This is a genomic window from Myxococcus sp. MxC21-1 (assembly GCF_032612255.1).
Lineage (GTDB): Bacteria > Myxococcota > Myxococcia > Myxococcales > Myxococcaceae > Myxococcus > Myxococcus virescens.
In genome coordinates, this window is the sequence record NZ_CP123278.1 from 8514951 (window position 1) to 8540109 (window position 25159).

The following is a 25159-nucleotide window of genomic DNA, read 5'->3' on the forward strand; positions in this document are numbered from 1 at the left end:
CCGGTGCCGGGATGGTCCGGCGCCCGTGCGGTGTCATGATGGGGGCCCCTTCCAGCCAGTCCCCATTCATGGCAGCTCGACTCCCCGCATCCCTCGCCACTGTCTTCGCCGCGCTCCCCGACCCGTCCTACGTCCTGGATGATACGGGGCGGGTCCTGGTGTGCAGCCAGGCGGGCGCGAGGACGGTGGGCCGGCTCCCCGAGGAGCTGGAGGGCAGACACTGGGGGAGCTGGGCTTCCCGCCCGAGGAGCTGGCGCGGCTGGAGACGGCGCGCGCGCGGGTGATGCGCATCCAGGACACCTGCGAGCTGGAAGCGCCCTGGGCCACGCAGACGGGCCCCCGGCGTCACGCGCTGATGCTCAGTCCGCTGCCCTCGGAGGATGGGGGCCGGCTGCGTGCTGGTGACGGCGCGCCCCCTCACCGACGCGGAGGCCGTGTTCTCCCGCGCCATGGAGCTGGAGCTGGCCGCGCGGGCGGAGGTGGAGCAGGCCGAGCGCCGCCGCTCCTTCCTCTACCAGGCGATGACGACGCTCTTCACCCACCCGCCGGACCCGCAGGGCATGTACACGCTGCTGGCGCACCGGCGGTGCCCGACCGGCGGACTGGTGCCTGGTGGACGCGCTGGAGCAGGGCCCCTGGGTGACGCGCGTGGCGGCGGCCTGCCTGGACCCGACGCAGCAGGAGCGCTCGGGCGCGCTGCCCACCCGCACCGAGCTGCGGGACGACGCCGCCGTGGGCCTCTTGCGCGTGCTGCGCACCGGAGAGCCGGAGCTGGTGCCGGCGGTGACGGATTCCCTGCTGCGCGCCGCCGCGGCGGAGCCCGCGCACCCCGCGCTGCTGCGGCTGCTCCAGGCGCGCTCGTACATGATTGTGCCCCTGCGCGCGCGCGGCCACACGCTGGGCGCCGTCACCTTCGTGTCCTCGGGCTCCGGGCGGCGCTACGGCCCGGACGACCTGGCGCTGGCGGAGGACCTGTGCCTGCGCGCCAGCCTCGCCATCGACAACGCGCGGCTGGTGGGTGAGTCCCGGCGCGCGGCGCGAGCCCGTGAGGACTTGCTGGCCGTGGTGTCGCACGACTTGAAGAACCCGCTGGGCGTGGTGCAGCTGGGCGCGGCGCTGCTGCTGCGCGGCGCGGGGGCGAAGCCGGGCGGCGAAAGCGTGGCCAAGCAGGCCACCCGCATCCAGGACGCCACCGAGCGCATGTCGCGCCTCATCTCCGACCTGCTCGACTGGGGCCGGCTGGAGGCGGGCGGCCTGCCGCTGGAGTGGGGCGAGCACGGCGTGGCGGGGCTGCTCACCGAGGCGCTGGACTCCATCCGTCCGCTGGCGGAGGCCAAGGGCCTGCACCTGTCCGTGGAGCTCCCCGCCGCGGACGTGCGCGTGCGCTGCGACAAGGTGCGGGTGCTCCAGGTGCTGGGCAACCTGCTGGGCAACGCGGTGAAGTTCACCACCGCGGGGGCGACCTGATGCTGGGCGCCCAGGCGCGCGGCGGTGAGGTGGCCGTCCACGTGCGCGACACCGGCTCCGGCATCGCTCCGGACGCGCTGCCCCACATCTTCGACCGCTACTGGCAGGCCCGCGACGCGGCCAGCCGCGGCACCGGACTGGGCCGGCCATCGCCAAGGGGCTCGTCGAAGCCCACGGCGGTGGCATCCAGGCGGAGAGCACCCTCGGCGAAGGCAGTGTGTTCACCTTCACCCTGCCCTCCGCGGGCGCCTCGGCGTCCCACGCTGTACACCCGCCGCTTGCACGCAGGGCCACGGACGCCTGAGCCCGCGGGGCCCCGCGCCCGCGCCGAATTGCCGCCACGCGGACGTCCGTGCAAGGAAGCCGCATGTCCTTCCTGCAGCAGGCGCTCGTGTTCCTCGCGGCGGCGGTGCTGGCGGTTCCTCTCTCGCGGCGGCTCGGACTGGGCTCCGTGCTGGGCTACCGGCGGCGGGCGCCGTCATTGGCCCCTGGGGACTGAAGCTCATCAGCGACGTGGAGCACATCTTCCACGTGGCGGAGCTGGGCGTGGTGCTGCTGCTGTTCGTCATCGGCCTGGAGCTGCAGCCCAGCCGGCTGTGGGCGCTGCGCCGCTCCGTCTTCGGCCTGGGCGGCGCGCAGGTGCTGCTCACCGGCGCGCTGCTGGCCAGCATGGGCCTGCTGTGTGGCCTGACGTGGGGCGCGGCCATCGTCACGGGCTTTGGCCTGTCGCTGTCCTCCACCGCCTTCGCGCTGCAACTGCTGGCCGAGCGCAACCGGCTCACCACGCCGTATGGCCAGCTGGCCTTCGGCATCCTCCTCTTCCAGGACCTGGCCGTGGTGCCGCTGCTGGCCCTGCTGCCGCTGCTGGGTGACGGCGCCGCGCCCTCTCCCGGCCCGGTGTGGCTCCTGCTCCTGAAGGACGTGGGCGTGCTGCTGGCGGTGGTGCTGAGCGGCCGCTACCTGGTGCGCCCGGTGTTCCGCGCCGTGGCCGCCACCCACAGCCAGGAGCTGTTCACCGCCACCGCGCTGCTGCTGGTGGTGGGCACCGCGTCGCTGGTCAACGCGGTGGGCCTGTCCATGGCGCTGGGGGCCTTCCTCGCGGGCGTGCTGCTGGCGGACTCCGAGTATCGCCACGAGCTGGAGGCGGACCTGGCGCCCTTCAAGGGCCTGCTGATGGGCCTGTTCTTCATCAGCGTGGGCATGTCCGTGAACCTGAGCCTCATCCTCCAGAAGCCGCTGCTCGTCTTCGGACTGGTGCTGGGGCTGGTGGCCCTCAAGGGCGCGGTGCTCTACGGGCTGGGGCGGATGACCCTGGGGCGGCGTGAGCCGGCGCTCGACCTGGCCGTCGTCATCTCCCAGGGCGGTGAGTTCGCCTTCGTGCTCTTCTCGCTCGCCACCGCCCAGCACGTCATGGAGCGCTCGCTGTCGGAGCTGCTCGTGGTGGTGGTGGGCCTGTCCATGGCCACCACGCCGGTGCTGTATGCCGCGCACGAGCGCTGGGTGCGCCCGCGCCTCGAGCCGAAGGCCTCGGGGCGCGAGTTCGACGTGGCGCCCACGGAGGACAACCCCGTCATCATCGCCGGCTTCGGCCGCGTGGGGCAGGTGGTGGGCCGCCTGCTGCGCGCCAAGCGCATCGGCTTCACCGCGATTGACGCCAGCCCGGAGCAGATTGACTTCATGAAGCGCTTCGGCAGCCAGGTCTTCTACGGAGACGCCTCACGTCTGGACCTGCTTCGCGCGGCCCGCGCGGACAAGGCGAAGGTGTTCGTGCTCGCCATCGACGACATCGAGGCGTCGCTGCGCACCGCGCGGGCCGTGCAGCAACACTTCCCCCACCTCACCTTGTTCGCCCGCGCGCGCAACCGCGTGCACGCCTATGAGCTGCTGGACATGGGAATCGAACGGGTGACGCGTGAGACGTTTCTCGACAGCCTGGAGATGGGCACCGGGGTGCTCCAGGAGCTGGGCCTCACGTATTCGGAGAGCCGGCGCGCCCAGGAACGGATGATGGAACACGACGAGCGCCTCCTGCGCGAGACGGCCCGGTTCCACCGCGACGAGCAAAAGCTCGTGGAGTTGGCCGACAAAGCCCGCAAAGAGCTGGAGAGCCTCTTCGAGAAGGACGAAGCGGAGCACCCCGACAGAACCTCGTGAACCACCGCTTGCCTGACTTTCTCCACCCTCCCTCGAAAGTGACTTCCTGAAATTCTTGTTTCACCCAGGCTGCATCCACCCGGGTCGCATTCCTCTGTCACGGATGCACCCTGGAGGCGGTGGTCGCCTCCCTTCCAGGCAACGGGGGCGACACACAGCGCGCTGATGCCTGCCTGGCATCGCGCGGGGCGGAGAGCGGGGTATGGTTCCATCCCCACCGCTGAAACCGAAGAGGCATGCCCCCCACCCCCGCCAAGAAGCGCCAGCGTCCCCTGGCCGAGCCTTCCGCCGCAGCCCCCTCCCCCGAGCTGCTGCAAACGCTCCTGGAGGCGCTCCCGGACGCCTTCTTCCTGCTCGATGCGCGGTGGTGTCTGGCGTACGTGAATCCAGACATGGCCCGGCTGCTCGGCGGCGCGGCGCGACTGCAGGACGACGTGCGCCGGGTGTGCCCGGAGCTGCTGGAGCTGAGCCGTCACCTGCACTTCGAACACCCCGTCTCCGAGCAGCCCTCCGTCCGCTACGAGCACGCCTGGCCGGGAGCGGAGACCTGCCTCGACGTGCGCGTGCGCCCGGTGGAGGGCGGCCTGCTGGTGCACTGCCGTGACATCACCGAGGAGCGCCAGGGGCGCGAGGCGCTGCGCCGCAACGGCGAGGTGTTCCGCGCCATCCTCGAAGGCACCACGGACGCTGTCTACACGAAGGACCTGGACGGCCGCTTCACGATGATGAACGCGGCGGGCGCGAAGGCCGTGGGCTACCGCGCCGAGGACGTGGTGGGGCGCACGGACCTCGAGCTGTTCGACCCGGCGGTGGCGCGCACCAACGCGGCGAACGACCGCGAGGTGTTCGCCTTCGGCCGCACCGTCACCTACGAGGACGCGCAGCCGGGCGTGGACGGGCCGCGCGTGTGGCTGTCCACCAAGGGCGTGCTGCGTGACGCCGAGGGCAAGGTGTTCGGCCTGTTCGGCATCAGCCGCGACATCACCCAGCGCAAGTGGGCGGAAGAGGAGGCCCGGCGGCACTCCGAGTTCCAGGAGCAGCTCATGGGCATCGTCACCCATGACATCCGCAGCCCGCTGGGCGCCATCATGAACTGGTCGCGCGTGCTCGCCGCGGGCGGCACCGATGAGGACGCGCAGCGCACCAGCCAGCGCATCGCCACCGCGGCGGTGCGCATCGAACGGCTCACCCGGCTGCTGCTGGACTTCACGCGCACGCGGCTGATGGGCGGCGTGGCCATCGAGCCCCGGCCGGTGGACCTGAAGGACCTGGTGGCCAAGGTGGCCCACGAGTTCGGCGTGGCCTTTCCCCAGCGCACCGTCGAGGTGGACCCCAAGGGCAACACCCAGGGCGTGTGGGACCCGGACCGGCTGGCGCAGGTGACGTCCAACCTGGTGGAGAACGCGCTCAAGTACAGCCCGCCGGACACGCCGGTGCGGCTGACGGCGCGCGGGCTCCGCACCCGGGTGGTGCTGGAGGTCCACAACGCCGGCCGCCCCATTCCGGACAACCTGCTACCCCACCTCTTCGAGCCCTTCCGCGGCGGGCCCCAGAGCTCGCGCACGCTGAAGATGAGCTACGGGCTGGGGCTCTTCATCGTCCGGGAAATCGTCCAGGCGCACGGCGGCACCATCGAGGTCCGCTCCGATGAGGCGGAAGGCACCACCTTCACCGTGACGCTGCCGCGCCGCTCCATGCCGGCCCGGCCGCCCCAGCCTCCCACCGGAAGCCCGCGCGACTAATCCAGGTAGCGCCGCAGCAGGGCCACCAGCGCGGCGCCGTCGAAGGGCTTGGCCACGAAGTCGTTGCAGCCGCTGTTGAAGCACGCGCGCACGCTGCGCGCCTCGGCGCGCGCGCTGCAGAGGATGATGGGCGTGCGCCGCGTCGGCTCCCGGTCGCGCAGCAGCCGGCACGTCTCCAGCCCGTCCAGGTGCGGCATCAGCACGTCGAGGAAGACGAGGTCCGGCCGCTCCTGCTCCGCGCGCGCCAGCGCCTCCAGCCCGTCCCGCGCGACGATGGCGTCGTGGCCCAGCTCCGCCAGCAGCATCCGCTGGAGCAACAGGACGGTGTCGGAGTCATCCACCAGCAGGACCTTCTTGCGCCTCGGTGCGCCTTGCGCTGTCACGGGCGCACCTCCCCCTGACACAACTGGCGCAATTGCATGAGGCGCGGTGGGCCCATGCCCAGGAAGCGCACGCCCATGCCGTAGGGGTGGGACACGCCGTTGCGAGGCGCGTAGGCGTGGGCCCAGGCCACCACGCCGTGTGTCTCCAGGCGCTCGCCCAGGGTGGGCAGCAGGATGTGCAACTCCACCGCCGTCCCCGCCTTCGCCGGCACCAGCGTGCGCACCAGGAGGCCGCCAGGGCTCAGCGCGCTGGACACACCGGAGCGCCACTCCGCGCCGCGCGGCCCCGCCTCGCCGAAGGACACCGGGCAGCAGAAACGCACCCGCGCCTCGACACGCAGCGAGCCGTCCTCCCGTCCCAGCAGCGCGTGGATGCGGGGCAGCAACGAGGCCGGACGCACCGGCGCGTCCGCGTCCAGCGTGAGCGACGGCACCCCCGCCAGCAGCGGCTGCAGCCGTGGAGAGGGCAGGCCCCGGGGCACACCGGCGCCCCTTCCCGAGACAACACCAGGTCGGGCCGCTCACCGTATTCGGCCACGCGCGCGGCGCCACCGCCCACGGTGGCGCTGTAGAGGATGCGATGACCACACGCCTCCAGCAGGGCGCCCAGCCCGCTCCACGCCAGGGGCCACTGGCGCCGGCCAGCAGCAGCAGGCGCGAACGCACACGGGATGCACGCACCGGCGCGGCCGGGACGCCGCCACCCGCCAGCATCGCCAACCGCGCGCGCAGCTCGTGCGTGCGAAGGGGCGACAGCAGACAGTCCTCGACCCCCTCCGCGTCGCCCACCTCGAGCACCTCGGCGGGCGTCTCCGGCTCCGCCACCAGCACCACCGGCGGACCATCCCCCCAGGCGCAGCTTCAACGCGCGCAGGCCCATGCCCGCTCCGGCCACCAACTGCCGCCAGTGGACCAGCACCAGGGAAGGCCGCGTGTGCTGCACCTCCAGGAAGGCCGACTCCAGGGAAGGCACCTGCAAGGCCACGCAGCGCAAGGGGCGCAGGGCTCGTGACAGCGCCAACCAGGATTCGCTCGTGGCCCCCACACACAGCACCCGCGGCGCTGCTTCCACCGGCCCTGGTGAAGGACGCACGCGTCCTGGAGCCGTCATCATGCGGAGCCTCCCGTGTCTTCGTCCCCCCCCGGCCCGCCCACCGCGCTCATCCTGCGACTTCGAAGTATGAGAAACGGCCAGTCAGAGAAAATCCCCCTGGGCCAGATTCCATTGACAGATGGGGAATAAAGGACACCGGCCTCCGACTGGAGCCGCAGCCGGTGTCCACGGCGCCACGAAGGCGCGTCAGACGCGGGCGACGTTGACGCCCGAGTCGACGGCCTGCAGGTCGTCCCCGAAGCGCACGTCCAGCGCGACACCCGCGGGCGGCTCATAGGGCGCGCGCCCCACCTGCGCCGTTCCGAAGCGGGGCAGGAAGGGTGCCACCACGTACGAGCGGAAGCACCAGCCGAAGAAGCTCACCGGCTTGAGGGCCGGGTCCATGGCGGCCTCGATTTTCGCGTGCGCCTGGGGCAGCAGGCTCCAGTGCAGGCCCGGCGTCTCATGGTGCACGGCGTGGAGGCCGTTGTTGAAGAGGAAGAAGTTGATGAGGCGGCCGGTGAAGCTGCGGCTGTGGTCGTGCTCGCTCCAGGGGTCCGTGTGGACGTGCTGGATGTAGTTGAAGAACATGATGGTCCACAGCGAGAAGAGCGCGGGCACCAGGAAGGCGAACGCCCAGATGCGCGCGCCGCCGGCCACGCCATGCATCGCCATGGCCAGCCCCAGCAGCGCCGCGTGCGTGCCTCCCCAGACGGCGTACTGGGTGAGAATCTGGCGGTACAGCGGGCGGTTGCGCTCGCGCGCCTTGTCGATGAAGGCCTTCGTCGGCTCCTGCTGCCAGTACGTGGAGACGAAGGGGAAGAGGAAGGCCACCAGGAAGTTGTGCTTCTTCGAGTAGCGCCAGGTGATGGTGGCGTCGCCCGCCTTGTTCACGAACTTATGGTGGTTGAGGTTGTGCGTCGGAATCCAGACGAAGGTGGGGTACCCGTAGAAGAGCGACAGCCACATGCCCATGGCCTCGTTCAGCTTCCGGTTGCGGAAGGTGGGGCAGTGGTTGTGGTTGTGCGCGATGACGCCCGCCGACAGCGCCAGGTAGCACGCCAGTGGGCAGAGATAGGGAATCCACCCGGGGGCCACGTACATCGACAGGGCCACCACGGGCATGGCCAGACACCACAGCATCGTCCGGCGGTCAGCGGCGTATCGGAGCATGCCGGCCATCCTGACCCAGTCGGCGCCCCACTACCATCCACCCCCTCCTGGATTCGAACACAGGTGGACGTCAGCGCACATGGCGCCGCAGCAACGCCAACATTCCCTCCAGCGGAGCGCTGGCGGTCGACAGCCCGGCCTCCTTCACCGCGCGCGGCATGCCATACACCACACAGGAGGACTCGCTCTCCGTGAGGACGGTGCCTCCGGCCTCGCGGATGGCCCGGGCGCCCGCGACGCCGTCGTCCCCCATGCCGGTGAGCACCAGGCCCACCACGTCCGGGCCCCAGCTTCGCGCGGCGCTTTCGAAGAGGACGTCCACGCTGGGGTGGTGCGGCGTGCGCAGCGGCTGCCGATCCAACCGCGCGAGCGTCACCGGTCCATGGCGCTCCAGCTTGAGGTGCTGCCCGGAGCGCGCCAGCACCACGCGGCCGGGCCGCAGCTCCAGCCCATCCACCGCCTCCAGCACCTCCAGCGCGCAGTGCGCGTTCAGGCGCCGGGCCACCGCTTCCGTGTAGCCCGTGGGGATGTGGAGCGCGAGCGCCAGCGGCGCGGGAAAGTCCACGGGAAGCTCGGACAGCAGGCGGGTGAGCGCCTGCGGCCCGCCGGTGGAGGTGCCCACCACCACCAGGCTCTTCGCGGGCGCGCGAGCCACCGGCGAGGAGGAGGCCTCCGGCGACGGTGCCGGCTCCGGCGGCGCGCGAACCACCGCGCCCGCGGCCGTGCGAACCTTCGCCACCAGCTCGCCGCCCAGCTCATACAGCCGCTCGGTGGCGAGCGCGGTGGGCTTGTTCACCAACTCCACCGCGCCGGCCTGGAGCGCGGCCACCGCCAGCTCGCTCTCCTCGCCCGCGCTGCTCACCACCACCACGCGAGGCGCCGCGGCACTGGAGGTGAGCGCGCGCAGCACGCCCAGCCCGTCCAGGCCCGGCATCACCAGGTCCAGCGTGAGCACGTCCGGAGACAGCTCGGCCACCTTCTCCAGCGCGTCCAGGCCGTCGCGCGCGACGCCCACCACTTCCAAGCCCTCCGCGCTGGAGAGCACCTGCCGCAGCACCTTGCTGGCGAAGGCGGAGTCATCCACCACCAGCACGCGAATGGGAGACACCGCCGTCATGGCCTTGCCTTGGTATAGAAGAAGGCGCCGCGCCGCTCCTCGCAGGCGAGCGCGGTGCCGAAGCGCATCAGGGACTCAGAGGTCCCCACCAGCAGGTGTCCCTCCGGAGCGAGCGCGCGCGTCAGGGACGACACCACGCGGCGCGCGGTGTCGTCCTGGAAGTAGATGAGGACGTTGCGGCAGAGGATGGCGTCGAAGATGCCCAGCTGCGCCACCGCGCTGGCATCCACCAGGTTGACGCGCCGCCAGTCCACCGCGCGCACCAACTCCGGCCGGACGCGTGGGCGCCCCTCGCGCGTCTCCAGCCACCGGCCCTCCACGCCCGGAGGCAGCGCGCGCAGGGAGCGCAGGTTGTGCTCCCCGGTGCGGGCCCGCTCCAGCGCGCGGGCACTCAAGTCACTGGCCAGCAGCTCCACCTCGTCGAGCACGCCCAGCTCCGCGAGAATCATCGCCAGCGTGAGGGGCTCCTCTCCGGTGGAGCAGGCCGCGCTCCACACGCGGGGCCGCCGTCCGGCGCGCACGGCGGGCACCAGCAGGTCCTCGGCCAGCACCCGCAGCGGCAGGGCCTCCCGGAAGAAGTACGTCTCGTGGACCAGCAGCGAGTCCACCAGCGCGTCCAGCGCCTCGGAGCCCGCCGGGTCGTAGCGGAGGAAGTAGTAGTAGTCGAGCAGCGAGTCGAAGCCCGCGTCCAGCGCGCGGGGCACCACCTTGTCGGCGAGCAGCTCCCGGTCCTCGGGGGCGTAGTGCACCCCGGAGCGCTGTTCGATGAGCGCGGCCAGGATGGCGAACACCTGGGGAGACATGGGCAGTGAGAACATGGCGGGGCGTCAGCGGCTCAGCACCAGCCGGCAGGCCCTCCGGACCTCGGGGTCCTCGTCCTGATGGGAGGCGCGCTCCAGCGCCTCGCGTGCCTCCAACGTCCCCAATGCCGCCACCGCGGGCACCGCGGCGCGACGGCCCGCCGGACTGGCGGACACCAGGAGTTGCATCAGCGCGGCGCGCGCGTCCGCCCGTCGCATCCGGGCCAGTGCCGCCACCAGCAGCGGCGCCGTGACTTCGTCCGCCGCCTCCAGCGCGGCCAGCAGCCCCGGCAGCCGTCCCTCCAGGGGAAGCGCCAAGGCGCTCACCACCCGTTCGCGCAGCGTCATGTCCCCCAGCAGGGACACCAGGGCCTGCGTGGCCGGGACACCGGGGCGCGTGGCGATGAAGCCCACCGCGGCGCTGCGCACGCTGTCGTCGCCGTCACCCGCGGCATGCAGCAGCGCGGGCAGCGTCTCCGGCGCCTCGTATTCGGCCACCGCGGACAGCGCGACGAGCCGTGTGGCCGCGTCCTCCGACTTCGCCGCCTCCAGCAGCACGGGCAGCGCGTCCGGCCGCCGGCCCACGCCCAGCCCCAGCAGGGCGGCGCGCCGCACATCCGCGTCCGCGCTGGCCGCCGCGCGCTGGAGCGCCGACATCGCGCTCTCCGTGTGCATGTGCGCCAGCGCGTCCACCACCGCCACGCGCACCGCCCGCGGCGTCGTCCGCCAGCGCGACGATGGCGTCCGCGGCGGCTTCCTCGTTCAGCTTCCCCAGCGCCTGGCACGCGTAGTAGCGCACCCAGGGGTCGCGGTCGTTGAGACCACGCAGCAGCGCGGAGGTGATGCGCGCCTCCTTCTCCGTCTGCCCCAGCGCGCGCATGGCCGCCGCGCGCGTGCGCTCTGACTCGTGGCTGGCGGCCGTCAGCAGCGCGTCCACCGCGCGCGGGTCCTCGATGAAGGGCAGGCCGTAGATGGCCGCGTCGCGCAGGCGCTCATCCGGGTCCCGCATGGCCTGGAGCAGCACTTCCAGTCCCTTGGAATAGCCGAAGTAGGAGATGATACGCAGCGCCGCGCGGCGCAGGCGCGCGTCGGGGGAGCGGGCCGCCTGCAACGCCAGCTTCTCCGTGGTGTCGCTGCCCAGGGACTGGATGGCCCCCACCGCGGCCTGCACCACGCGCAGGTCCTCGTCCACCAACCGCTCGAACAGGGCCGGCACCGCGGCCGGGCTGCCAATGCGGGACAACGTGTCCGCCGCCAGGGCGCGCACCGCCGCGTCCCGGTCCTCCAGGCACGACATGACGTCCGGCACCGCCGCGGACCTGCGGCCCACCAGCGGTAACAGCACGCGGCGCCGGAGGCTGTCGCCCTCGCGCAGCGCCTGGAGAATCTGGGTGTCCGCGTCCGCGCCCAGCTCCGACAGCGCGCCGGCCGCCGCGCGCGCCACCGACGGGTCCGGCCCGTCCAGGAGCTTCAGCAGCCCGAATGCGGCGTCCTGCCCCCCACCCAGCCCAGCAGGCGTGCGAGGGCCGTCTTCTCCGTCGTGTCCGCGCTCGAGACACACTGCGACAGCCGCCGTCCCAGCACCGCCGACTCCGGCCCCCGCACCGCGGTGTGCACGGTGCGCGAGCCGCCGAAGCGCTGCACCTGGGCCTCGTGGATGTCCACCAGCGCCACCGCCGCCGCGCGCACCGACGCGTCATTGCCCTTGCGCAGCAGCCCCACCAGCGAGGGCACCGCGGCCTCCTGACCGGTGCGCCCCAGCGCGCGCGCAGCCTCCAGGGTGTAGAAGGGGTCGGGCAGCAGGCCCAGCAGCGCGGGCACCACCACGGGGTCTCCACACCGGCCCAGCACGTCGATGGCGGGGAAGATGCGGAAGAAGTTCCCGCTGCCCAGCGCCGCCAGCAGCGCATCCACCGCCGCGCCGCCGCCCACGCGGCCCAGCGCCTCGATGGCCGCCACCGCCACGTTGTCGTCCGGGTGCACCGTGAGCCGGGACAAGAGCGGCACCGAGCGCCGGCTGCGGCGCCGGCCCAGCACCTGGGCGACGTCACAGACGATGGCGGGGTTGGCGTCCTCCCCGAGCGCCTCCAGCGTGCCCTCGACATCACCGGTGGAGGCCACCAACGCCTCCACGGCGGCCGACAGTCGCGCCTCACTGTCGCGGCGGTGGACCAGCACGTCGCGCAGCGGCGCCACCGCGGGCGTCCCCAGCTTCGCCAGGGCGCCCACCACGGCGCGCCGCACCGCCCAGCTCTGGGCATCCAGCCCGCCCACCAGCAGCGCCAGGCTGGCGGCGCCGCGCCGGGCGAGCTGCTCCACCTCATCCACCTGGGAGCGGTCCTCCGCCGACAGCGTCAACGGGTGCACCGACGTCGAGGATGCGGCCGTCATGCCCGCTGCTCCCGCGGCGAGGCCGCCGCGACCTCCGGGTTGTCCTTCGCGCCGCCCAGCGCGCCTCGCAGCCGGGCGAGGCTCTCCGACTGCGCGCCTTGCAGCCGCGTGAGGTGGGCCAGCCGGCCCGCCACCTCCTGCACCTCCGTGGCGGTGGTGGCCGTCGCGCGCGCCTGCTGCGCGGTGGCGGTGGTGATGTCCCGCGCCCGGAGGCGAATCTCCTCCACGTTCTTGGCCGGCCCTCCATCACCGCCGTCGCCTCCGCGCTGGCGCGTGCCACCACGGCCACGCCCGTGGCCGGCGGCTGGCGGAGGCCGTGAGCGCACCGAGCGCCTCCGTCTGCTCGTCCAGCGCGCGCGACGTCTGCCGCGCCACGCGCCGCACCTCGTCCGCCTCCCGCACCAGCCCGCTGAGCGCCTTCGACTGCTCCTCCGCGGCCCGCGTCACCGACGCGGCCAGCTTCGCCACCTGGCGGCTGGCCGTTTCACTCTGCTTGAGGGCGCGGGCCTGCTCCGTCATGCCGCGCGCGGACTGGGCCACCTGCTTGCGCGTCTCCTCCATGGCCCGCGTCACCTCCTGAGCGGCCGTGGCCTGCTCGGCCAGCCCCACCAGGGTGCGCTGGGTGGACGCCGCCGCCTCCTGCACCAACGTGCCCACCCCCGCCACGTCACGGCTCTGGGTGGTCACCACCCCGCTCACGCCCTGGACGAGCTGACGCATCTGGGAGGTGCCCTTGGCCGGTCCGCCGCCGCCACCGCCTGCTCCTGCACGGCGCGCGACACCTTCTGTGCCGCCTCCGCGAGCTGACCGTTGGAGCGCACCACGTCGCGCAGCGCGCGCGCCTGCTCGGAGGTGGCCTGCATCGTCTGCCGCGACATGCGCCGCATCTCCGCGCCGCCCTGCGCCAGCGCCTGGGCGGCCTGCGCCTGCTCCGCCGCGGAGGTGGCGATGGCCCGTCCCTGTTCGCTCACCTTCGCGGTGCCCTGGACCAGCGCCTGCGTGGCCTGCACCTGCTCGCTGGAGGCGCGCGACACCTCGCGCACGTTGCTCCCCAGGTCCTCCACCCCTTGAGGATGGTGGACAGCGCGCGCTCGGCATCCCCTGCCAGCGCCGCGCCCTCGTCCGCCGCCCGCACGCCTTCGCCCGAAGCGGTGGCCGCCTCGCGCGCCGTCGTCTGCAGGCCCCGGACGATTTTCGCCACGTCCGCGCTGGCCGCCGCCGCGCGGTCCGCCAGCGCGCGAATCTCCTCCGCCACCACCGCGAAGCCCCGGCCGTGCTCACCGGCGCGCGCCGCCTCGATACTGGCGTTGAGGGACAAGAGGTTCGTGCGGTCCGCGATGAGGTTGATGGTCTGCACGATGTCGCCAATCTCCTCGGCGCGCCGCCCCATCTCCTTCATCACCCCGGCCGACCCGACAATGGACTCGCGGATACGGCCGAAGCCGGCGATGGAGCGCGCCACCGTGGCGCCACCCTCCCGCGCGGTGCTCCCCACGCGCTCGGCGGTGGTGCGCGCCTCCTCCATCATCTGCGCCACCCGCCGCGTGGACGCCTCCAGTTGCGCGGAGGCCGTGGCGCTGCCAGCCGCCAGGGAATTGATTTGCTCGGAGGCCTTCGCCACCGTCTGCGCGGAGCGGGCGAGCTGCTCGATGGTGGCCGCGTTGGCCTCCACGGTCGCCGCGTTCTTCTCCGCCGTGGCGGCCACCTCCTCCACGCTGGCGGCCACCTCCTCCACGGAGGACGCGGTGCTGGCGGAGTGGGTCTCCAGCGTCCGGGCGATCTCCGCCACGCCCTTCACGCTGCGCGCCAGTTCCTCCACCGTGGCCGCCGTGTCCTCCACGCTGGAGGCCATGGACGTGGCGTCCCGGGACGCCTCGGCCAGGGAGCGGACCATTCCCGCCACCGCCTGCGTCACCTGCGCCACGCGCTCGCCCACCCCTGCGAATCCGTGGACAGCCGGACAATGCCCTTGGCCATCTCCTCGGCGGTGGCGGCCACCTGCTCGGTGGCGGCGGCGCTGGCCTGGTTGCGCGCCACCAGGTCCGCCACGGTGGCGTTCATCTCCGTCATGGAGGCCAGCAGCTCCTCGCTGGAGGCGGCCAGCTCCTCCGCGTTGGCGCTCACGCCCTTCACCGAGCGCGACACCTCCTCCAGCGCCCCCGCCGTGGTGTCCGCCGAGGCCGCCGGTGCGCGGCGTCCTTGCGCACGCCAGCCACCGAGGCGTTCACCTCCTGGAGGGTGCCCGCGGTGGCCTCGGCCTCCTGCACCTGGGCCCGCGCGGAGTCGCTCACCGTGCGCTGCGAGCGCACCAGCTCATGGACGGACTGGCCCGTCTCCTCCACGTGCGCGGCCACCGATTCGATGGCGGCGCGCACCTGCTCGGAGGCCGCGGCCTGCTCGTTGCCGCCGGCCGCCAGCCGCGTCGCGAGCCCCTCCACCGCCTGCACCAACCCCACGCTCTCCTGGACACTGCGCGCCGCGTCTTCGGCCAGGGTACGGGCCTCTTCCAGCGCCACCCCTGCGTTACCGCTGTCCGTCGCCATCCAACGTCTCCTCCCCGATGACCCGAGGGAAATCGATGAGCATCACCAGGCGCGGGCCCACCTGGGCCACGGCCTTCACGAAACCGCGCGCTCCCTCCACGACCAGCGGAGGGGGCGGCTTGAGCTGCTGGGGGTCCAGCTTCAGCACCTCGCGGGCGCTGTCCACCACGAGCCCCACGACCCGGCTGCCGAGCTGCGCCACCACCACCCGGGAGTCGAGCGTGCGCTCCACCGGCGGCAGGCCAAAGCGCAGGCGGGCATCCACCACCGGGATGACGCGCCCCCGCACCTGCACCAACCCGGCGACGTGCGGCGCGGCGCCCGGTACGGGCGTGGCCCCCGTGAAGGACTCCATCTGGAGCACGTCCGCCGCGGGCAGCACGTACTCGGCTCCGTCTACCTTGAACACGACATGCAGCACGCTCATGCGAGGCGCCCCTCTTCCCGGACGGAAGCCCTGCGTCGGTGCGGCGCGCCGCCACCTCGCGCCAGCCCGAGCGCGGCCAGGTCCAACACCAGCGTGGGCCGCCCATCCCCCAGGTCCGTGGCGCCCACCACGCCGGGCACGCGCACCAAGGGGTCCTCCAGCGGACGCAGGACGATTTCCTGCTGCCCCACCAGCCGCTCCACACCGAACGCAACCAGCTCACCGCGCTGACGCACGAGCAGCGCCTTGGCCACCGCGCCTCCGCGGCCGTCCGCTTCCCCGCGCCCCAGCAGCCGGGCCAGCCCCATCAGCGGCACCGAGTTCCCCCGGCGCTCCAGCAGGGCCACGCCCCCGCGCCCGCGGGCCACACCAGCCGCGCGGCGTCCACCTCGACGAGCTCCTCCACGGAGCCCACCGCCACGGCGTAGCGAAGCCCGGCGCACTCGAAGACGAGCGCGTCCAGCAGCGTAATCGTGAGCGGCACGCGGAGCCGGAAGGTGGTGCCGGCGCCGGGCCGCGTCTCCATCCCCAGCTCGCCACCCAGCTGGTCCACGATGATGCGTTGGACGATGTCCATGCCCATGCCCCGCCCGCTGGTCGCGCTGGCGGCATCCCGGGTGGAGAAGCCGGGCCGGCAGAGCACCTCCAGCAGCGCGTCCGGCGTGGGAGGCACGGGCACGCCCGCGCGCGCGGCCACCGCCCGCGCATCCACGCCGCGCCCGTCATCCGCCACGGTGAGGTCCAACAGCCCACCCGCCCGGCCATGGCTGGCCACGCGCACCACGCCTTCCTCCGGCTTGCCCGCGGCGCGGCGCGCTTCCGGCGACTCCAGCGCATGGTCCACCGCGTTGCGCACCAGGTGCACCAGCGCGGGCAGCAGCCGGTCCGCCACGGCCTTGTCCAGCTCCGCGTCCCCCACGTCCAGCTCCAGCCGCACCGACTTGCCCGTGCTGCGGCGCAGGCCGCGCACCAGCAGCGGCAGCCGCTCCAGCACATCCCCACCCGCACCATGCGCAGGCGGAGGATGGCCGTGCGCATGTCGCGAAGCTGGCGTGCGTTCTCCTGGAGGATGGCCTGCAGCTCGCGCGTGGGCGCGCCGGCCGCCGTCAGCGCCGCCACCGCGCGGGTCAGCCGCGAACGGTTGACCACGAGCGCCGCCAGCCGCTCCAGCGCCTCGTCCAGGCGCGACACGTCCACCCGCAGGGAGCCGCCGCCACGCCGCGCCTCCTCGGGCTCCTCGTCCGCCAGCGCCGACTCAGGCAAGGGCGCCAGGGCGGGTGCCCGGGGGCGACGACGGCCAGCGGGCGCACCGACGCGGGCGGGCCCCCGCGGCCTCCAGCAGCGCGGCGTCGGAGGCCTCGGTGAGCAGCAGCAGCACGAAGGTGAGCGCCCCACCGCCCGCGGCGGGCCCCGACAGGGGCAGCACCTTCACCGTCTCGCCCAGCGGGGCCACGCGCTCGCGCACGCTGTTGATGGTGATGCCGTTGGCGGCGCGGTCCGCGCCGGGGATGAAGTCCAGCCGCACCGCGCGGCGGCCATCGGTGGCGCCCGTGGTGAGCTGCTCCCGCTCCGCCGCGGAGAGCCGGGAGGCCACGGCCTCCTCCAGCGCCAGCGCGGCGGGCGCGGCCTTCGCGGCGCTCCCACCCGGAGCGCCTTCGGCATCCAGCGCCTCCAGCCGAGACAGCAGGCCCGGGGGCACCGGCGCGGCCTGCTTGCCCGCGGCGAGTTGGCGGACGCGCTGCTCGATTTCGCGCAGCCCCTCCATCAGCGGCTCCACGCTGGCCTCGGGCAGGCGGCCCCCGCCCGGTCGGCGTGGCGCAGGCACGTCTCCATCCAATGGGCGATGTCGACGATGGGCTCCACATCCACCATGGCCGACAGGCCCTTGATGGTGTGCACGGCGCGGAAGAGCTCGCGCACGGCGCGCGGGTGCGGCAGCCCCCGCCGGATGCTGGCCTCCATGGCCAGCAACTGGCGATGCCCCACCCCCAGCAACTCCTCCGCCTCCGCCAGATAGGCGGGAAGGAAGTCCGCGAGGTCCACGGACGCGCTCAAGCGCGCCTCCCCTCCAGCAGCCCACGCACCTCCGACAGGATGGCGTCCGGCGTGAAGGGCTTTGTCATGAAACGGCTGGCACCCGCCGCCAACGCCCGCGTCCGCGAGGCCTCGTCCCCACGCGTGGTGACGATGATGATGGGCAGCTCGCGCAGCCGGTCCTGCCCTCGCACGAACTCCACCACCTCGATGCCGCCGATGTCCGGCATGTTCAGGTCCAGCACCAGCAAGTCATACGGCTGGAGCGACAGCCGCTCGATGGCCTCCAAGCCACTGGAAGCATGCGTGAAGGTGAGGCCCGGATAGGGCCGCAGGCACGCGACCACCATGTCGCGCATCACTTTGCTGTCATCAACGACGAGCACATCTGCCATGGCGTCCCCTGGAAACGGCCACCGAACCTAGAGCGATTCCGCGAAGTTGAAAGACATTGCCGGACATGGGGCTGCTACAGCGCACACTGGCAGACAGTCCACGGCAGCGACGTGCCCCGCCTGGGACCGCCGGTATCAGTCCCGACGCGCCTGCGGTGCGGACGCCGTCGGCCTGGGTGTCCTCACCTCGAGTAATGGGGGTACGTGGAAGTCCGGGGCACAGGCGAGCGCGTCGGAATGGGGCCCCTCGTCCACTCCGTCTCCTGCCTAGCCTGTCACCTGGGCAACGGCCGCGGCCGGCCGCCCGCGGAGGCCATCCTCTGGCATGACGGAGAAGCGGCGTCCTCACTCGCGTCAGCCGAGGGACGCCGTCAGTCCCTCACCGCGGGAGGGCCCTCGCGCGGCAGACGGACGCGGAACGTGGCGCCCGCTCCAGGGGTGCTGTCCACGGACACACCGCCCCCATGCGCCTCCACGATGCGGCGCAGCCGGTACAGGCCCAGGCCCAACCCGCCGTAGTGCCGCACCGGCACGGCGCGCTCGAAGCGGCGGAAGAGGCTCTCCAGCCGCCCGGGCGCGATGCCGATGCCATGGTCCTTCACCATCAGCGTCGCCACGTCCCGCCCGGACTCCAGCGCCACCTCCACTGGCTTGCCCGGCCCGAACTTCATCGCGTTGGACAACAGGTGCGTCATCACCTGGGACAGGCGCGCCGCGTCCCACCGTCCCGGCGTGGGCTCCAGCGGACTGAGCACCAGCAGACAGCCCGCGCGCGCCGCCGCATCCTCCGAACGGGACACCGCCTCGCGCACCACCAGCGCCAGGTCCACGTCCTCCAGGTGCAGCCGGGGCGCGCCGCCCTGGAGCTGCGACACGTCCAGCAGCGACTCCACCAGTCCGACAGGCGCTGCACCTGCCGGTCCGCCGCATCCAGCGCGCGCTCCAACCGCTCCGTCCCGCTGCTCAGGCCCGAGCGCAGCACGCCCTGGGCGCCCTGCACGCGCAGCCGTAACGCCGCCAGCGGGGTGCGCAGCTCGTGGGCCGCGACGCTGAGGAAGTCATCGCGCGCGCGCACCGCCTCCTGCGTCTCGCGGTAGAGGCGCAGCTGCTGCGTCACGTCGCCAATGATGCCGGCCATCCGCACCGGGCGGCCCTGCGCGTCCCGCAGCGCCCGGCCACGGCTCACGCACGAGCGCCGGTGCCGGTGACGTGCCGCAGCCGCAGGGACACGTCATAGGGCGTGCCCCGCTCCAGGTGCGCGGACAGCGCGGCCATGACGTCCGGCCGGTCCTCCGGGTGAATCAGCTCCAGGAAGGCGGAGAACGTCCCGCCGAAGTCCCCCGGCTCCAGGCCCAGCATGTCCAGCAGCGGCGGACTCCAGTAGAAGGCCTGGCCGCGCAAGTCCCAGTCCCAGATGCCGTCGTAGGAGCCGCTCACCACCAGGCGGTAGCGCGCCTCGCTCTCCCGGGCGGTGCGCTCGGCCTGCTCCAGCAACCCCACCCGCCGCTCCAGCTGGCGCACCATCCGGTACAGGTGGTCCTCGGTGCTCAGGTCCGCGGGGGGCGACGTGTGGGCAGGCCCGCCGGCGCGCAGCTCACGCAGCAGCGCGCCCACCAGTTCGTCGCCCTCCTGCGTCCTGCGCACGAAGCCGTTGGCCCCCACGTTGTGGGCCATGCGCAAGTCCAGCTCGTCGGGCGCGATGGTGTGCGTGAGGATGACGGGCACCCGGGCCAGCCCGGGTCCTGCCGGAAGCCCAGGCACAGCTTGAAGCCGTCCATGCCCGGCATCAGCACGTCCGCCAGCACCACGTCCGGACCGCGGCGCCGCGCCGGTCCAGCGCCGTGGCGCCATCCGCCGCCAGCACCACGTCGAAACGGAAGGGCGCCGGTGCAGCTGCGCCAGCTTGCGGGAGACCGGGTCGTCATCCGCCACCAGCACGCGCGGACGCCGTGCCTCCGGCCCCCGGCCGCCTCCACCGGGAAGGCCTGCCGCGCCCCTTCCACCAGCGCCCCCAGCGACAGGGGCCGGCTCAGGTAGCGCTCCACCGGCAGGTCGAGCGGGCGCAGCGCCTCCCGCTCTGCGGGGAAGGCGCTGATTTGCAACAGGGCGCCCGCCAGCGACAGTGCGCTCCGCAGCGACTCCAGGTGCGTCCCATCCGATATCAGCAGGCCGGCCGCCGCCACCACCACCTGCACCGACTGCGTCTGCAGCAGCGTCAGCGCGCCCGGAACGTCCGCGGAAGCCCAGACCCGCCAGCCCTGACTTTCCAGGGCAAGCACCTGGAGCTCCCGGGAGGCACCGGCGTCTTCGATGAGCAGGAGGGAGGGCGTCATCACGACGAATCGAAGGCGAGCGTGCGGCCGGGGCGTCCGGACACCCCAGATGAAGGAAAGAGGCGCAGTCTGGGCACCGGACGCAGCGAGTCAAGCAGTCCGGCGGCAAGTGTTCTCCGGTGCAAATGACCGCTCGTCGGTCGCCGGCCCTCGGCTCCTCCCTCCAGAAACGCACTTGCGTGGCGGATGCATCCACGGCGGCAGCGGTATCCCGTCAACAGTCGCATCCGGGCAGGCAGGGGCCACCTGTGGCCAGCCCGCCCTCCCCGAGGTCTTTCCCAGTGACATGCCGCGCGGCTTCCGGAGCTCCAGCTTCCCGCACCCTCCCCGCCGTCGGGTGACGCCAGACACGCCAGCCACCAGGCACCGGGGGCGGGACCTTCAACTCACGGTTCGCCCAAGCACGGCGGCAACGAGGATTCTTCTGCATCCAGATTGCATTGGAAGCAGATACAACACCGGGTGCATGCGCGAGGAGTCGGGGACGACCCGCTGGGATGCATGACGCGGAGCGTGAGGACTCAACGCTCCAGGTCTCAGCAGGGTGAAAGTGGCCGTCAAATCGGTTATCGAAAGGGCATCATGGGAGCAAAGAGAAGTGCCGTGCAGCCGAAGCTCACTGAGTTCCAGGACCGGATTCGTTCCGCAGGCTTGCGCAGCACCGCGCCCCGTGTGGCGGTGTTGCGGGAGTTGGAGGACGCCACGTCCCCGATGAGCCACGCCGACCTGGTGGACGCGCTGGGTGACGAGGGCTACGACCGGGTGACCATCTACCGCAACCTGACGGACCTCACCGAGGCCGGGCTCGTGGTGCGGGCGGACCTGGGCGACCACGTCTGGCGCTTCGAACTGAAGCGCGCGGGCGGGGGGCACAGCGGCAGCCACCCGCACTTCACCTGCACCGACTGCGGCACCGTGGCCTGCCTCCCGGAGGAGTCGGTCCGCATCGCGTCCTCGAAGGGCGTGCCCCGCGCGGTGTCCCAGCGCTCGGTGGAAGTGCAGCTTCGCGGTCTCTGCGACGGCTGCAACTGAGTGACGCCCAACGCGGTGAAGCGGCTCAGTCGGCTGCCCGACTGAGCGTGGGCGCCTGCCCGGCTGCCCTGCGGCCAGGGGCGCCGCTGGGGCACTCGGCCTGGATTGGCGAGAGCAGGAAGCGGCCCCACCCTTGCTCCCAGCAGTCGGTCCAACCGACCTGAACCCAGGGAGAGGGATGATGAAGAAGCTCATCACCGCAGTCGCATTGTGCGTGGGAAGCGCCGCGTTCGCGCAGCAGCAGCCGTCGCAAACGCAGGTACCCCGCCCCGGTACGGAGAAGAGCACCGGCGTGGACGCCACCGAAGTGGGGCCTGCCATCGGCAAGGCCGCCAAGGATGTGACGGGCGTCCAGACGGAGGATGAAGGCACCTTCAAGATGGACAAGGCCATGAGCCTGCAAGGCACCCTCAAGGATGCCACCGCGGACGGCGTGAGCCTGTCCCGCCCGGGCCTGCCCGACGCGGACCTGGACGTGCGTGACAAGACGGTGCTGATGCTGGACGGCAAGAAGGTCGCCAAGACGGATGAGATTCCGGAAGGCGCCTCGGTGCGCGCGAAGTTCCAGTTGGAGGGCGATGAGGTCGTCGCGCTGGAGCTGCGCGCCACCAGCCCCAAGGGCACCAAGAAGAAGCAGCCGGGCACCGGTGGCGCGGGCACGCAGCCGCATGAGTCCGTCGACAAGGAGCTCGACGGCACGCCGACGCGGTAGTCCTGGCGACACGCGCATCGTGCCTCGGAACGGGCCCGCTTCCACACCGGAGGCGGGCCCGTTCGTTTTTCGTCACCGCGAGGCCCTCTTCTTCTCCAGACAGGGAAGCGTTTTGCCCACGCTGACCCTGTTTCCCGGGCGGCCAGGCGTCCAAGGCCCGGTATGCGAATTGCTGTGCGTCCCGCAGGAGGAGGAAGCGGTGAATCGACGACTGTGGGGCGGGTGTCTCGGGGCAGTGGTGATGACGGCATGGGCATGCGGTGGCTCGAACGAGCCCACGTCCCCCACGACGGGCAACGATATCGACAACATTCCACCGGTGACGCGGCCAGAGCCCGACGCCGGCACGCAGCCAGACGCGGGGACGGAGCCAGACGCGGGGACGGAGCCGGACGCGGGGACGGAGCCAGACGCGGGCTCGGAGCCCGACGGGGGCTCGGAGCCAGACGCCGGGACGGAGCCGGACGCGGGCAGCGGTCCTGTTGAAGGACCGTGGCCGACGGACGCGGTGACGAACTACTCGTCCCGCTACAACATCTCCCGGGTGCAGGCGGTGGGCGTGGATGCCGCGCACAACATCTGGCTGCTGGATGGCGACCGGATTGGCGTGCTGCGCGCGGACTCGCGGCAGGTCGTCTGGACGCGCTCGCCCATTGGCCGGCCCAGGGCGGCTTCGGTCCGGACCGGGCGGCCACCGGCTCCACTGTCATCTGTGGTGGCAGCGCGGGCCGCGCCTACGTGGGCTACGCCACGACCGACCTGCGCGCGGACCCGGACTTCCCGGGCCTGCAACCCAACTACATCGTCAGCCCCAACGAGTGCTACCAGCCCGACCCGGCGCAGCCGTGCTTCCCGTACAGCCACCGCCGGCTCCAGTACTACAGGCAGGGTGACGTGGACGTGGTGCGCCTGGACGGCAGCGGGCAGATTGTCCTCGAGGAGCACCTGCACCAGTCGGTGCGCAACACGACGGACGCGAACGGCAATCCCCGCGTGCAGACAGGCCCGCGCCGGCTGGATGACGTGCACAACCTGGGCATCCGCAACAGCAACGACCACCACTTCGACGAGGACCGCAGCATCCTGAGCTGCGTGACGGTGATGCACGGCCGTGACGAGGGCGACGTCTACGTGGGCTCCAACCACGGCGTCACTCGCATCCGCGGCCTGGAGTACAGCTCCCACCGGCACCCGGTGTGGCTCAACGAGAAGGGCAGCCAGATGGCGGGCTACACCTACGGGCTCGGCATCGCGCAGGACGGAGACGTCCTCATCGCCAACGAGTGGATGTTCGGCATCGTCACGCCGACGCCCCGCCACGGCGACTGGGACAACATGGACAAGCGCGTCAACCTGATGAAGGTGGAGTCCTCCTACCTGCCCCAGCTCAACAGCATCAGTGAGTTCGACAGCTGGCGCGGCTTCCAGCAGACGACCGACGGCCGCTACTACCTGGGCAGCAAGGACCACGGCCTGTGGGAGATGACGATTACGGGGGCCTCCAATCAGGCCCAGACGGGCACCCGGCTGACCGGCGCTAACGCGGAGCAGAACGCCGCGCTCCAGAACATCAACGCGCTGGCGGCCACGGGTGACGGCTCGCTCTACATCGGCACGGACCGCGCGGGCCTGTGGCGCCTCACGCCGCTGAAGACGCTGGAGAAGGTAGCGGACGTGAGCGGCTCCCGGGTGCGGCAGCTCATCTACGACCCGCGGGTGACGCCGGCGGCGCTGTACGTCCTCACCGACAAAGGCCTGACGGTCCTCCGCGGCAACTGAAGCGCGGGGAAGCCCCGGGGTGCCACGCACGGGCGCCCTGGGGGTTCGCGTCTTGAAGCTACCGCGCGCCCGCGGCGGCCTTGGTGGGCACCGGGGGCCGCGTGGGCAAGCGGAGGATGAACGTTGAGCCTTTTCCCTGCGCGGAGCGCACGGTGATGCTGCCGCCCATGGCCTCCACGATTTGACGGGTGATGTAGAGGCCCAGGCCCAGACCGCCGTAGTGCCGCTCCGACACCGCGCGCTCGAACTTGCCGAACAGGCGCGCCATGCCGTCCTCGGAGATGCCGATGCCCTGGTCCTTCACGGCGAGCACCGCCGTGGGGCCCTCGCTGGCCAGCGACACCTCCACCGGCTGACCTCCGCCGTACTTCACGGCGTTGGAGAGCAGGTTCACCAGCACCTGCTCCAGGCGCAGCGAATCCCATTCGCCCAGCAGGGGGCCGTCCACGTGCAGCGACAACGTGCTGCCGGCGCGGTTGAACTCCTCGGAGAAGGCCTCCGCCATCTGCCGCACCATCTGCGCCAGGTCCAGCTCCCGGGGCTCCAGCGACAGCCGGCCCGCGGCCAGCCGCGACACGTCCAGCAGCGTGTTGACCAGCCCCACCAGCCGCGACAACTGGCGGTCCAGCACGCGGGCCCTGGGCGCCAGCTCCGCGGGCGGCTCCTGGTTCGAGCCGCCCACCCCGGCGCAGCAGCAACTGGAGGTGCAGGCGCAGGCTGGTGAGGGGCGTGCGCAGTTCGTGGGCCGCCACGCTGAGGAACTCATCCCGGGCGCGCACGGCCTCCTGCGTCTCGCGCAGCGCCTGCTCGCGCACCGAGCGCTCCCGGGCAGCGCCCGCGTCGCGCTGGGCCTCCACGCGGCGGCGCTCCGTCATGTCCTCCACGTAGATGCACGCGGCGACGATGGCGCCATCACGGCGCACGGGGTGGTAGCTGGCGCGGTAGACGCGGGTGCGCTCGCCGTGGGCGCCCGACTCGCGGTGGATGATTTCCACGCCCTCCAGCGCCACGCCCGTCTCCAGCACGCGGCGGACGCGGCGCACGACGTCGGCCGCGGAGGGTTCGGCGCGCAGCACCTCCACCATGGGCCGGCCCAGATGGGCCTCGCGCGACACGCCATGCATGGCGGCCATGGCGTCGCTCACCTCGACGAAGCGCAGCTCGCGGTCGATGATGGCCATGCCCAGCGGCACCGTGGCCATGAGCTCGGCCAGCTCCACCGGCCGCGAACCGCCGCCGGAGGGGGCGCGGCGCTTCCTCCACCTTCTGGCGTTGTCACGTCCGGCCCCGTGTCCTGGGCGGACCCGAGCCTGGGGGTCATCGTCCCCCCGGGTGTAGCAATCCCAACGGTCACCGTCACTGCACGCCCCCGGACGTCTGTCCAATGATGGAAGGATGCCTGAGGACGCTTCGGAATCTTCCTGAAATCGCGCGGGTTTTCCACGCACCTCGAGCGCCGGCCGCTGACTGGGCAGGCGTGCGAGGGACACCTGCTTCAACCCACCTCGACAGGCTCGCTACAATCGAGCCTCACGCCGTTCCCGGCACCGAAAGGAACCGAACCGCATGCGCCTGAGACGTCTC

Annotated in this window: 26 protein-coding genes and 7 pseudogenes; 6 read left to right on the top strand and 27 right to left on the bottom strand. The window is 72.4% G+C overall.

The window, feature by feature from the left end:
* The first annotated feature begins 11 nt into the window (after positions 1–11).
* From QEG98_RS38285 to QEG98_RS38295, 3 genes and pseudogenes are all read left to right on the top strand, one after another.
* Positions 12–1771, top strand: a pseudogene (locus QEG98_RS38285) (ATP-binding protein).
* Positions 1772–1834: 63 nt separating this feature from the next.
* A pseudogene (locus QEG98_RS38290) lies at positions 1835–3621 on the top strand (monovalent cation:proton antiporter-2 (CPA2) family protein).
* A gap of 236 nt (positions 3622–3857) precedes the next feature.
* Positions 3858–5363: an ATP-binding protein gene (locus QEG98_RS38295; protein WP_316564842.1), complete on the top strand. Its 1506-nt coding sequence runs from the start codon at positions 3858–3860 to the stop codon at positions 5361–5363.
* On the opposite strand, the gene QEG98_RS38300 is transcribed toward QEG98_RS38295, so the two are convergent.
* The 25 genes and pseudogenes from QEG98_RS38300 to QEG98_RS38420 form a co-directional block, all read right to left on the bottom strand.
* On the bottom strand, positions 5360–5746 hold the full coding sequence (locus QEG98_RS38300) for a response regulator (RefSeq protein ID WP_011556877.1): 387 nt from the start codon (positions 5744–5746) through the stop codon (positions 5360–5362). The genes QEG98_RS38295 and QEG98_RS38300 overlap by 4 nt on opposite strands.
* Positions 5743–6228: a PilZ domain-containing protein gene (locus tag QEG98_RS38305; RefSeq protein WP_316564843.1), complete on the bottom strand. Its 486-nt coding sequence runs from the start codon at positions 6226–6228 to the stop codon at positions 5743–5745. The genes QEG98_RS38300 and QEG98_RS38305 overlap by 4 nt, the downstream gene beginning before the upstream one ends.
* An 818-nt stretch (positions 6229–7046) precedes the next feature.
* Positions 7047–8021 (bottom strand): fatty acid desaturase, encoded by a 975-nt coding sequence (locus tag QEG98_RS38310; protein ID WP_316564844.1) that lies wholly within the window; start codon positions 8019–8021, stop codon positions 7047–7049.
* Positions 8022–8082: 61 nt separating this feature from the next.
* The gene (gene cheB / locus QEG98_RS38315) at positions 8083–9129 is read right to left on the bottom strand and encodes a chemotaxis-specific protein-glutamate methyltransferase CheB (RefSeq protein ID WP_316564845.1); all 1047 of its coding nucleotides are present in this window, start codon (positions 9127–9129) and stop codon (positions 8083–8085) included.
* Positions 9126–9947, bottom strand: a complete 822-nt coding sequence (locus tag QEG98_RS38320; protein ID WP_316564846.1) for a protein-glutamate O-methyltransferase CheR — start codon at positions 9945–9947, stop codon at positions 9126–9128. The genes cheB and QEG98_RS38320 overlap by 4 nt, the downstream gene beginning before the upstream one ends.
* 9 nt (positions 9948–9956) lie before the next feature.
* Positions 9957–10604, bottom strand: a complete 648-nt coding sequence (locus tag QEG98_RS38325; protein WP_410477900.1) for a HEAT repeat domain-containing protein — start codon at positions 10602–10604, stop codon at positions 9957–9959.
* A gap of 100 nt (positions 10605–10704) precedes the next feature.
* Positions 10705–11226, bottom strand: a pseudogene (locus QEG98_RS38335) (HEAT repeat domain-containing protein); the annotation flags it as partial.
* 173 nt (positions 11227–11399) lie between these two features.
* Complete coding sequence (locus QEG98_RS38340; protein ID WP_316564847.1) at positions 11400–12320, bottom strand: HEAT repeat domain-containing protein; 921 nt, start codon at positions 12318–12320, stop codon at positions 11400–11402.
* Positions 12317–12547 (bottom strand): hypothetical protein, encoded by a 231-nt coding sequence (locus tag QEG98_RS38345; protein ID WP_316564848.1) that lies wholly within the window; start codon positions 12545–12547, stop codon positions 12317–12319. Before QEG98_RS38345 ends, QEG98_RS38340 begins: the two co-directional genes overlap by 4 nt.
* A 19-nt stretch (positions 12548–12566) precedes the next feature.
* Positions 12567–13040 carry a hypothetical protein gene (locus tag QEG98_RS38350; protein WP_316564849.1) on the bottom strand — a complete coding sequence of 158 codons (474 nt, stop codon included), beginning with the start codon at positions 13038–13040 and terminating at the stop codon, positions 12567–12569.
* Positions 13016–13363 (bottom strand): hypothetical protein, encoded by a 348-nt coding sequence (locus tag QEG98_RS38355; protein ID WP_316564850.1) that lies wholly within the window; start codon positions 13361–13363, stop codon positions 13016–13018. Before QEG98_RS38355 ends, QEG98_RS38350 begins: the two co-directional genes overlap by 25 nt.
* Positions 13288–14256 (bottom strand): methyl-accepting chemotaxis protein, encoded by a 969-nt coding sequence (locus QEG98_RS38360; RefSeq protein WP_316564851.1) that lies wholly within the window; start codon positions 14254–14256, stop codon positions 13288–13290. The genes QEG98_RS38355 and QEG98_RS38360 overlap by 76 nt, the downstream gene beginning before the upstream one ends.
* Positions 14232–14465 carry a hypothetical protein gene (locus QEG98_RS38365; RefSeq protein ID WP_316564852.1) on the bottom strand — a complete coding sequence of 78 codons (234 nt, stop codon included), beginning with the start codon at positions 14463–14465 and terminating at the stop codon, positions 14232–14234. The genes QEG98_RS38360 and QEG98_RS38365 overlap by 25 nt, the downstream gene beginning before the upstream one ends.
* Complete coding sequence (locus tag QEG98_RS38370; RefSeq protein WP_316564853.1) at positions 14450–14863, bottom strand: hypothetical protein; 414 nt, start codon at positions 14861–14863, stop codon at positions 14450–14452. The genes QEG98_RS38365 and QEG98_RS38370 overlap by 16 nt, the downstream gene beginning before the upstream one ends.
* Positions 14844–15290: a chemotaxis protein CheW gene (locus tag QEG98_RS38375; protein WP_011556884.1), complete on the bottom strand. Its 447-nt coding sequence runs from the start codon at positions 15288–15290 to the stop codon at positions 14844–14846. Before QEG98_RS38375 ends, QEG98_RS38370 begins: the two co-directional genes overlap by 20 nt.
* Positions 15287–15637, bottom strand: a complete 351-nt coding sequence (locus QEG98_RS38380) for a chemotaxis protein CheW (protein ID WP_316564854.1) — start codon at positions 15635–15637, stop codon at positions 15287–15289. Before QEG98_RS38380 ends, QEG98_RS38375 begins: the two co-directional genes overlap by 4 nt.
* Positions 15598–16284, bottom strand: coding sequence for an ATP-binding protein (locus tag QEG98_RS38385; RefSeq protein WP_316564855.1), 687 nt, complete (start codon positions 16282–16284; stop codon positions 15598–15600). The genes QEG98_RS38380 and QEG98_RS38385 overlap by 40 nt, the downstream gene beginning before the upstream one ends.
* A gap of 83 nt (positions 16285–16367) precedes the next feature.
* Positions 16368–16487, bottom strand: a pseudogene (locus tag QEG98_RS42525) (hypothetical protein); the annotation flags it as partial.
* Between the two features lie 58 nt (positions 16488–16545).
* Positions 16546–17055, bottom strand: coding sequence for a hypothetical protein (locus QEG98_RS38390; protein WP_316564856.1), 510 nt, complete (start codon positions 17053–17055; stop codon positions 16546–16548).
* Complete coding sequence (locus tag QEG98_RS38395; protein WP_316564857.1) at positions 17055–17345, bottom strand: Hpt domain-containing protein; 291 nt, start codon at positions 17343–17345, stop codon at positions 17055–17057. The genes QEG98_RS38390 and QEG98_RS38395 overlap by 1 nt, the downstream gene beginning before the upstream one ends.
* Complete coding sequence (locus QEG98_RS38400) at positions 17342–17719, bottom strand: response regulator (protein WP_090487211.1); 378 nt, start codon at positions 17717–17719, stop codon at positions 17342–17344. The genes QEG98_RS38395 and QEG98_RS38400 overlap by 4 nt, the downstream gene beginning before the upstream one ends.
* Positions 17720–18090: 371 nt before the next feature.
* Positions 18091–18612, bottom strand: coding sequence for a HAMP domain-containing sensor histidine kinase (locus QEG98_RS38405; protein ID WP_316564858.1), 522 nt, complete (start codon positions 18610–18612; stop codon positions 18091–18093).
* A 65-nt stretch (positions 18613–18677) separates the two neighbouring features.
* A pseudogene (locus QEG98_RS38410) lies at positions 18678–18857 on the bottom strand (histidine kinase dimerization/phospho-acceptor domain-containing protein); the annotation flags it as partial.
* Between the two features lie 44 nt (positions 18858–18901).
* The gene (locus QEG98_RS38415) at positions 18902–19333 is read right to left on the bottom strand and encodes a PAS domain-containing protein (protein WP_316564859.1); all 432 of its coding nucleotides are present in this window, start codon (positions 19331–19333) and stop codon (positions 18902–18904) included.
* A complete protein-coding gene (locus tag QEG98_RS38420) occupies positions 19267–20055 on the bottom strand; it encodes a hypothetical protein (RefSeq protein ID WP_316564860.1) in 789 nt (262 codons plus the stop codon). The genes QEG98_RS38415 and QEG98_RS38420 overlap by 67 nt, the downstream gene beginning before the upstream one ends.
* Before the next feature lie 579 nt (positions 20056–20634).
* Between QEG98_RS38420 and QEG98_RS38425 the strand changes: the two genes are divergently transcribed.
* From QEG98_RS38425 to QEG98_RS42530, 3 genes and pseudogenes are all read left to right on the top strand, one after another.
* Positions 20635–21084, top strand: coding sequence for a Fur family transcriptional regulator (locus QEG98_RS38425; RefSeq protein ID WP_011556888.1), 450 nt, complete (start codon positions 20635–20637; stop codon positions 21082–21084).
* 178 nt (positions 21085–21262) lie between these two features.
* Positions 21263–21796, top strand: coding sequence for a hypothetical protein (locus QEG98_RS38430; RefSeq protein ID WP_090487205.1), 534 nt, complete (start codon positions 21263–21265; stop codon positions 21794–21796).
* Positions 21753–23575, top strand: a pseudogene (locus QEG98_RS42530) (hypothetical protein). The gene QEG98_RS38430 and the pseudogene QEG98_RS42530 overlap by 44 nt, the downstream one beginning before the upstream one ends.
* Before the next feature lie 58 nt (positions 23576–23633).
* Here the strand turns inward: QEG98_RS42530 and QEG98_RS38440 are convergent.
* Positions 23634–24257, bottom strand: coding sequence for a HAMP domain-containing sensor histidine kinase (locus QEG98_RS38440; protein ID WP_316564862.1), 624 nt, complete (start codon positions 24255–24257; stop codon positions 23634–23636).
* 43 nt (positions 24258–24300) lie between these two features.
* Positions 24301–24777: pseudogene (locus tag QEG98_RS38445) on the bottom strand (PAS domain-containing protein); the annotation flags it as partial.
* Positions 24778–25159: the final 382 nt, after the last annotated feature.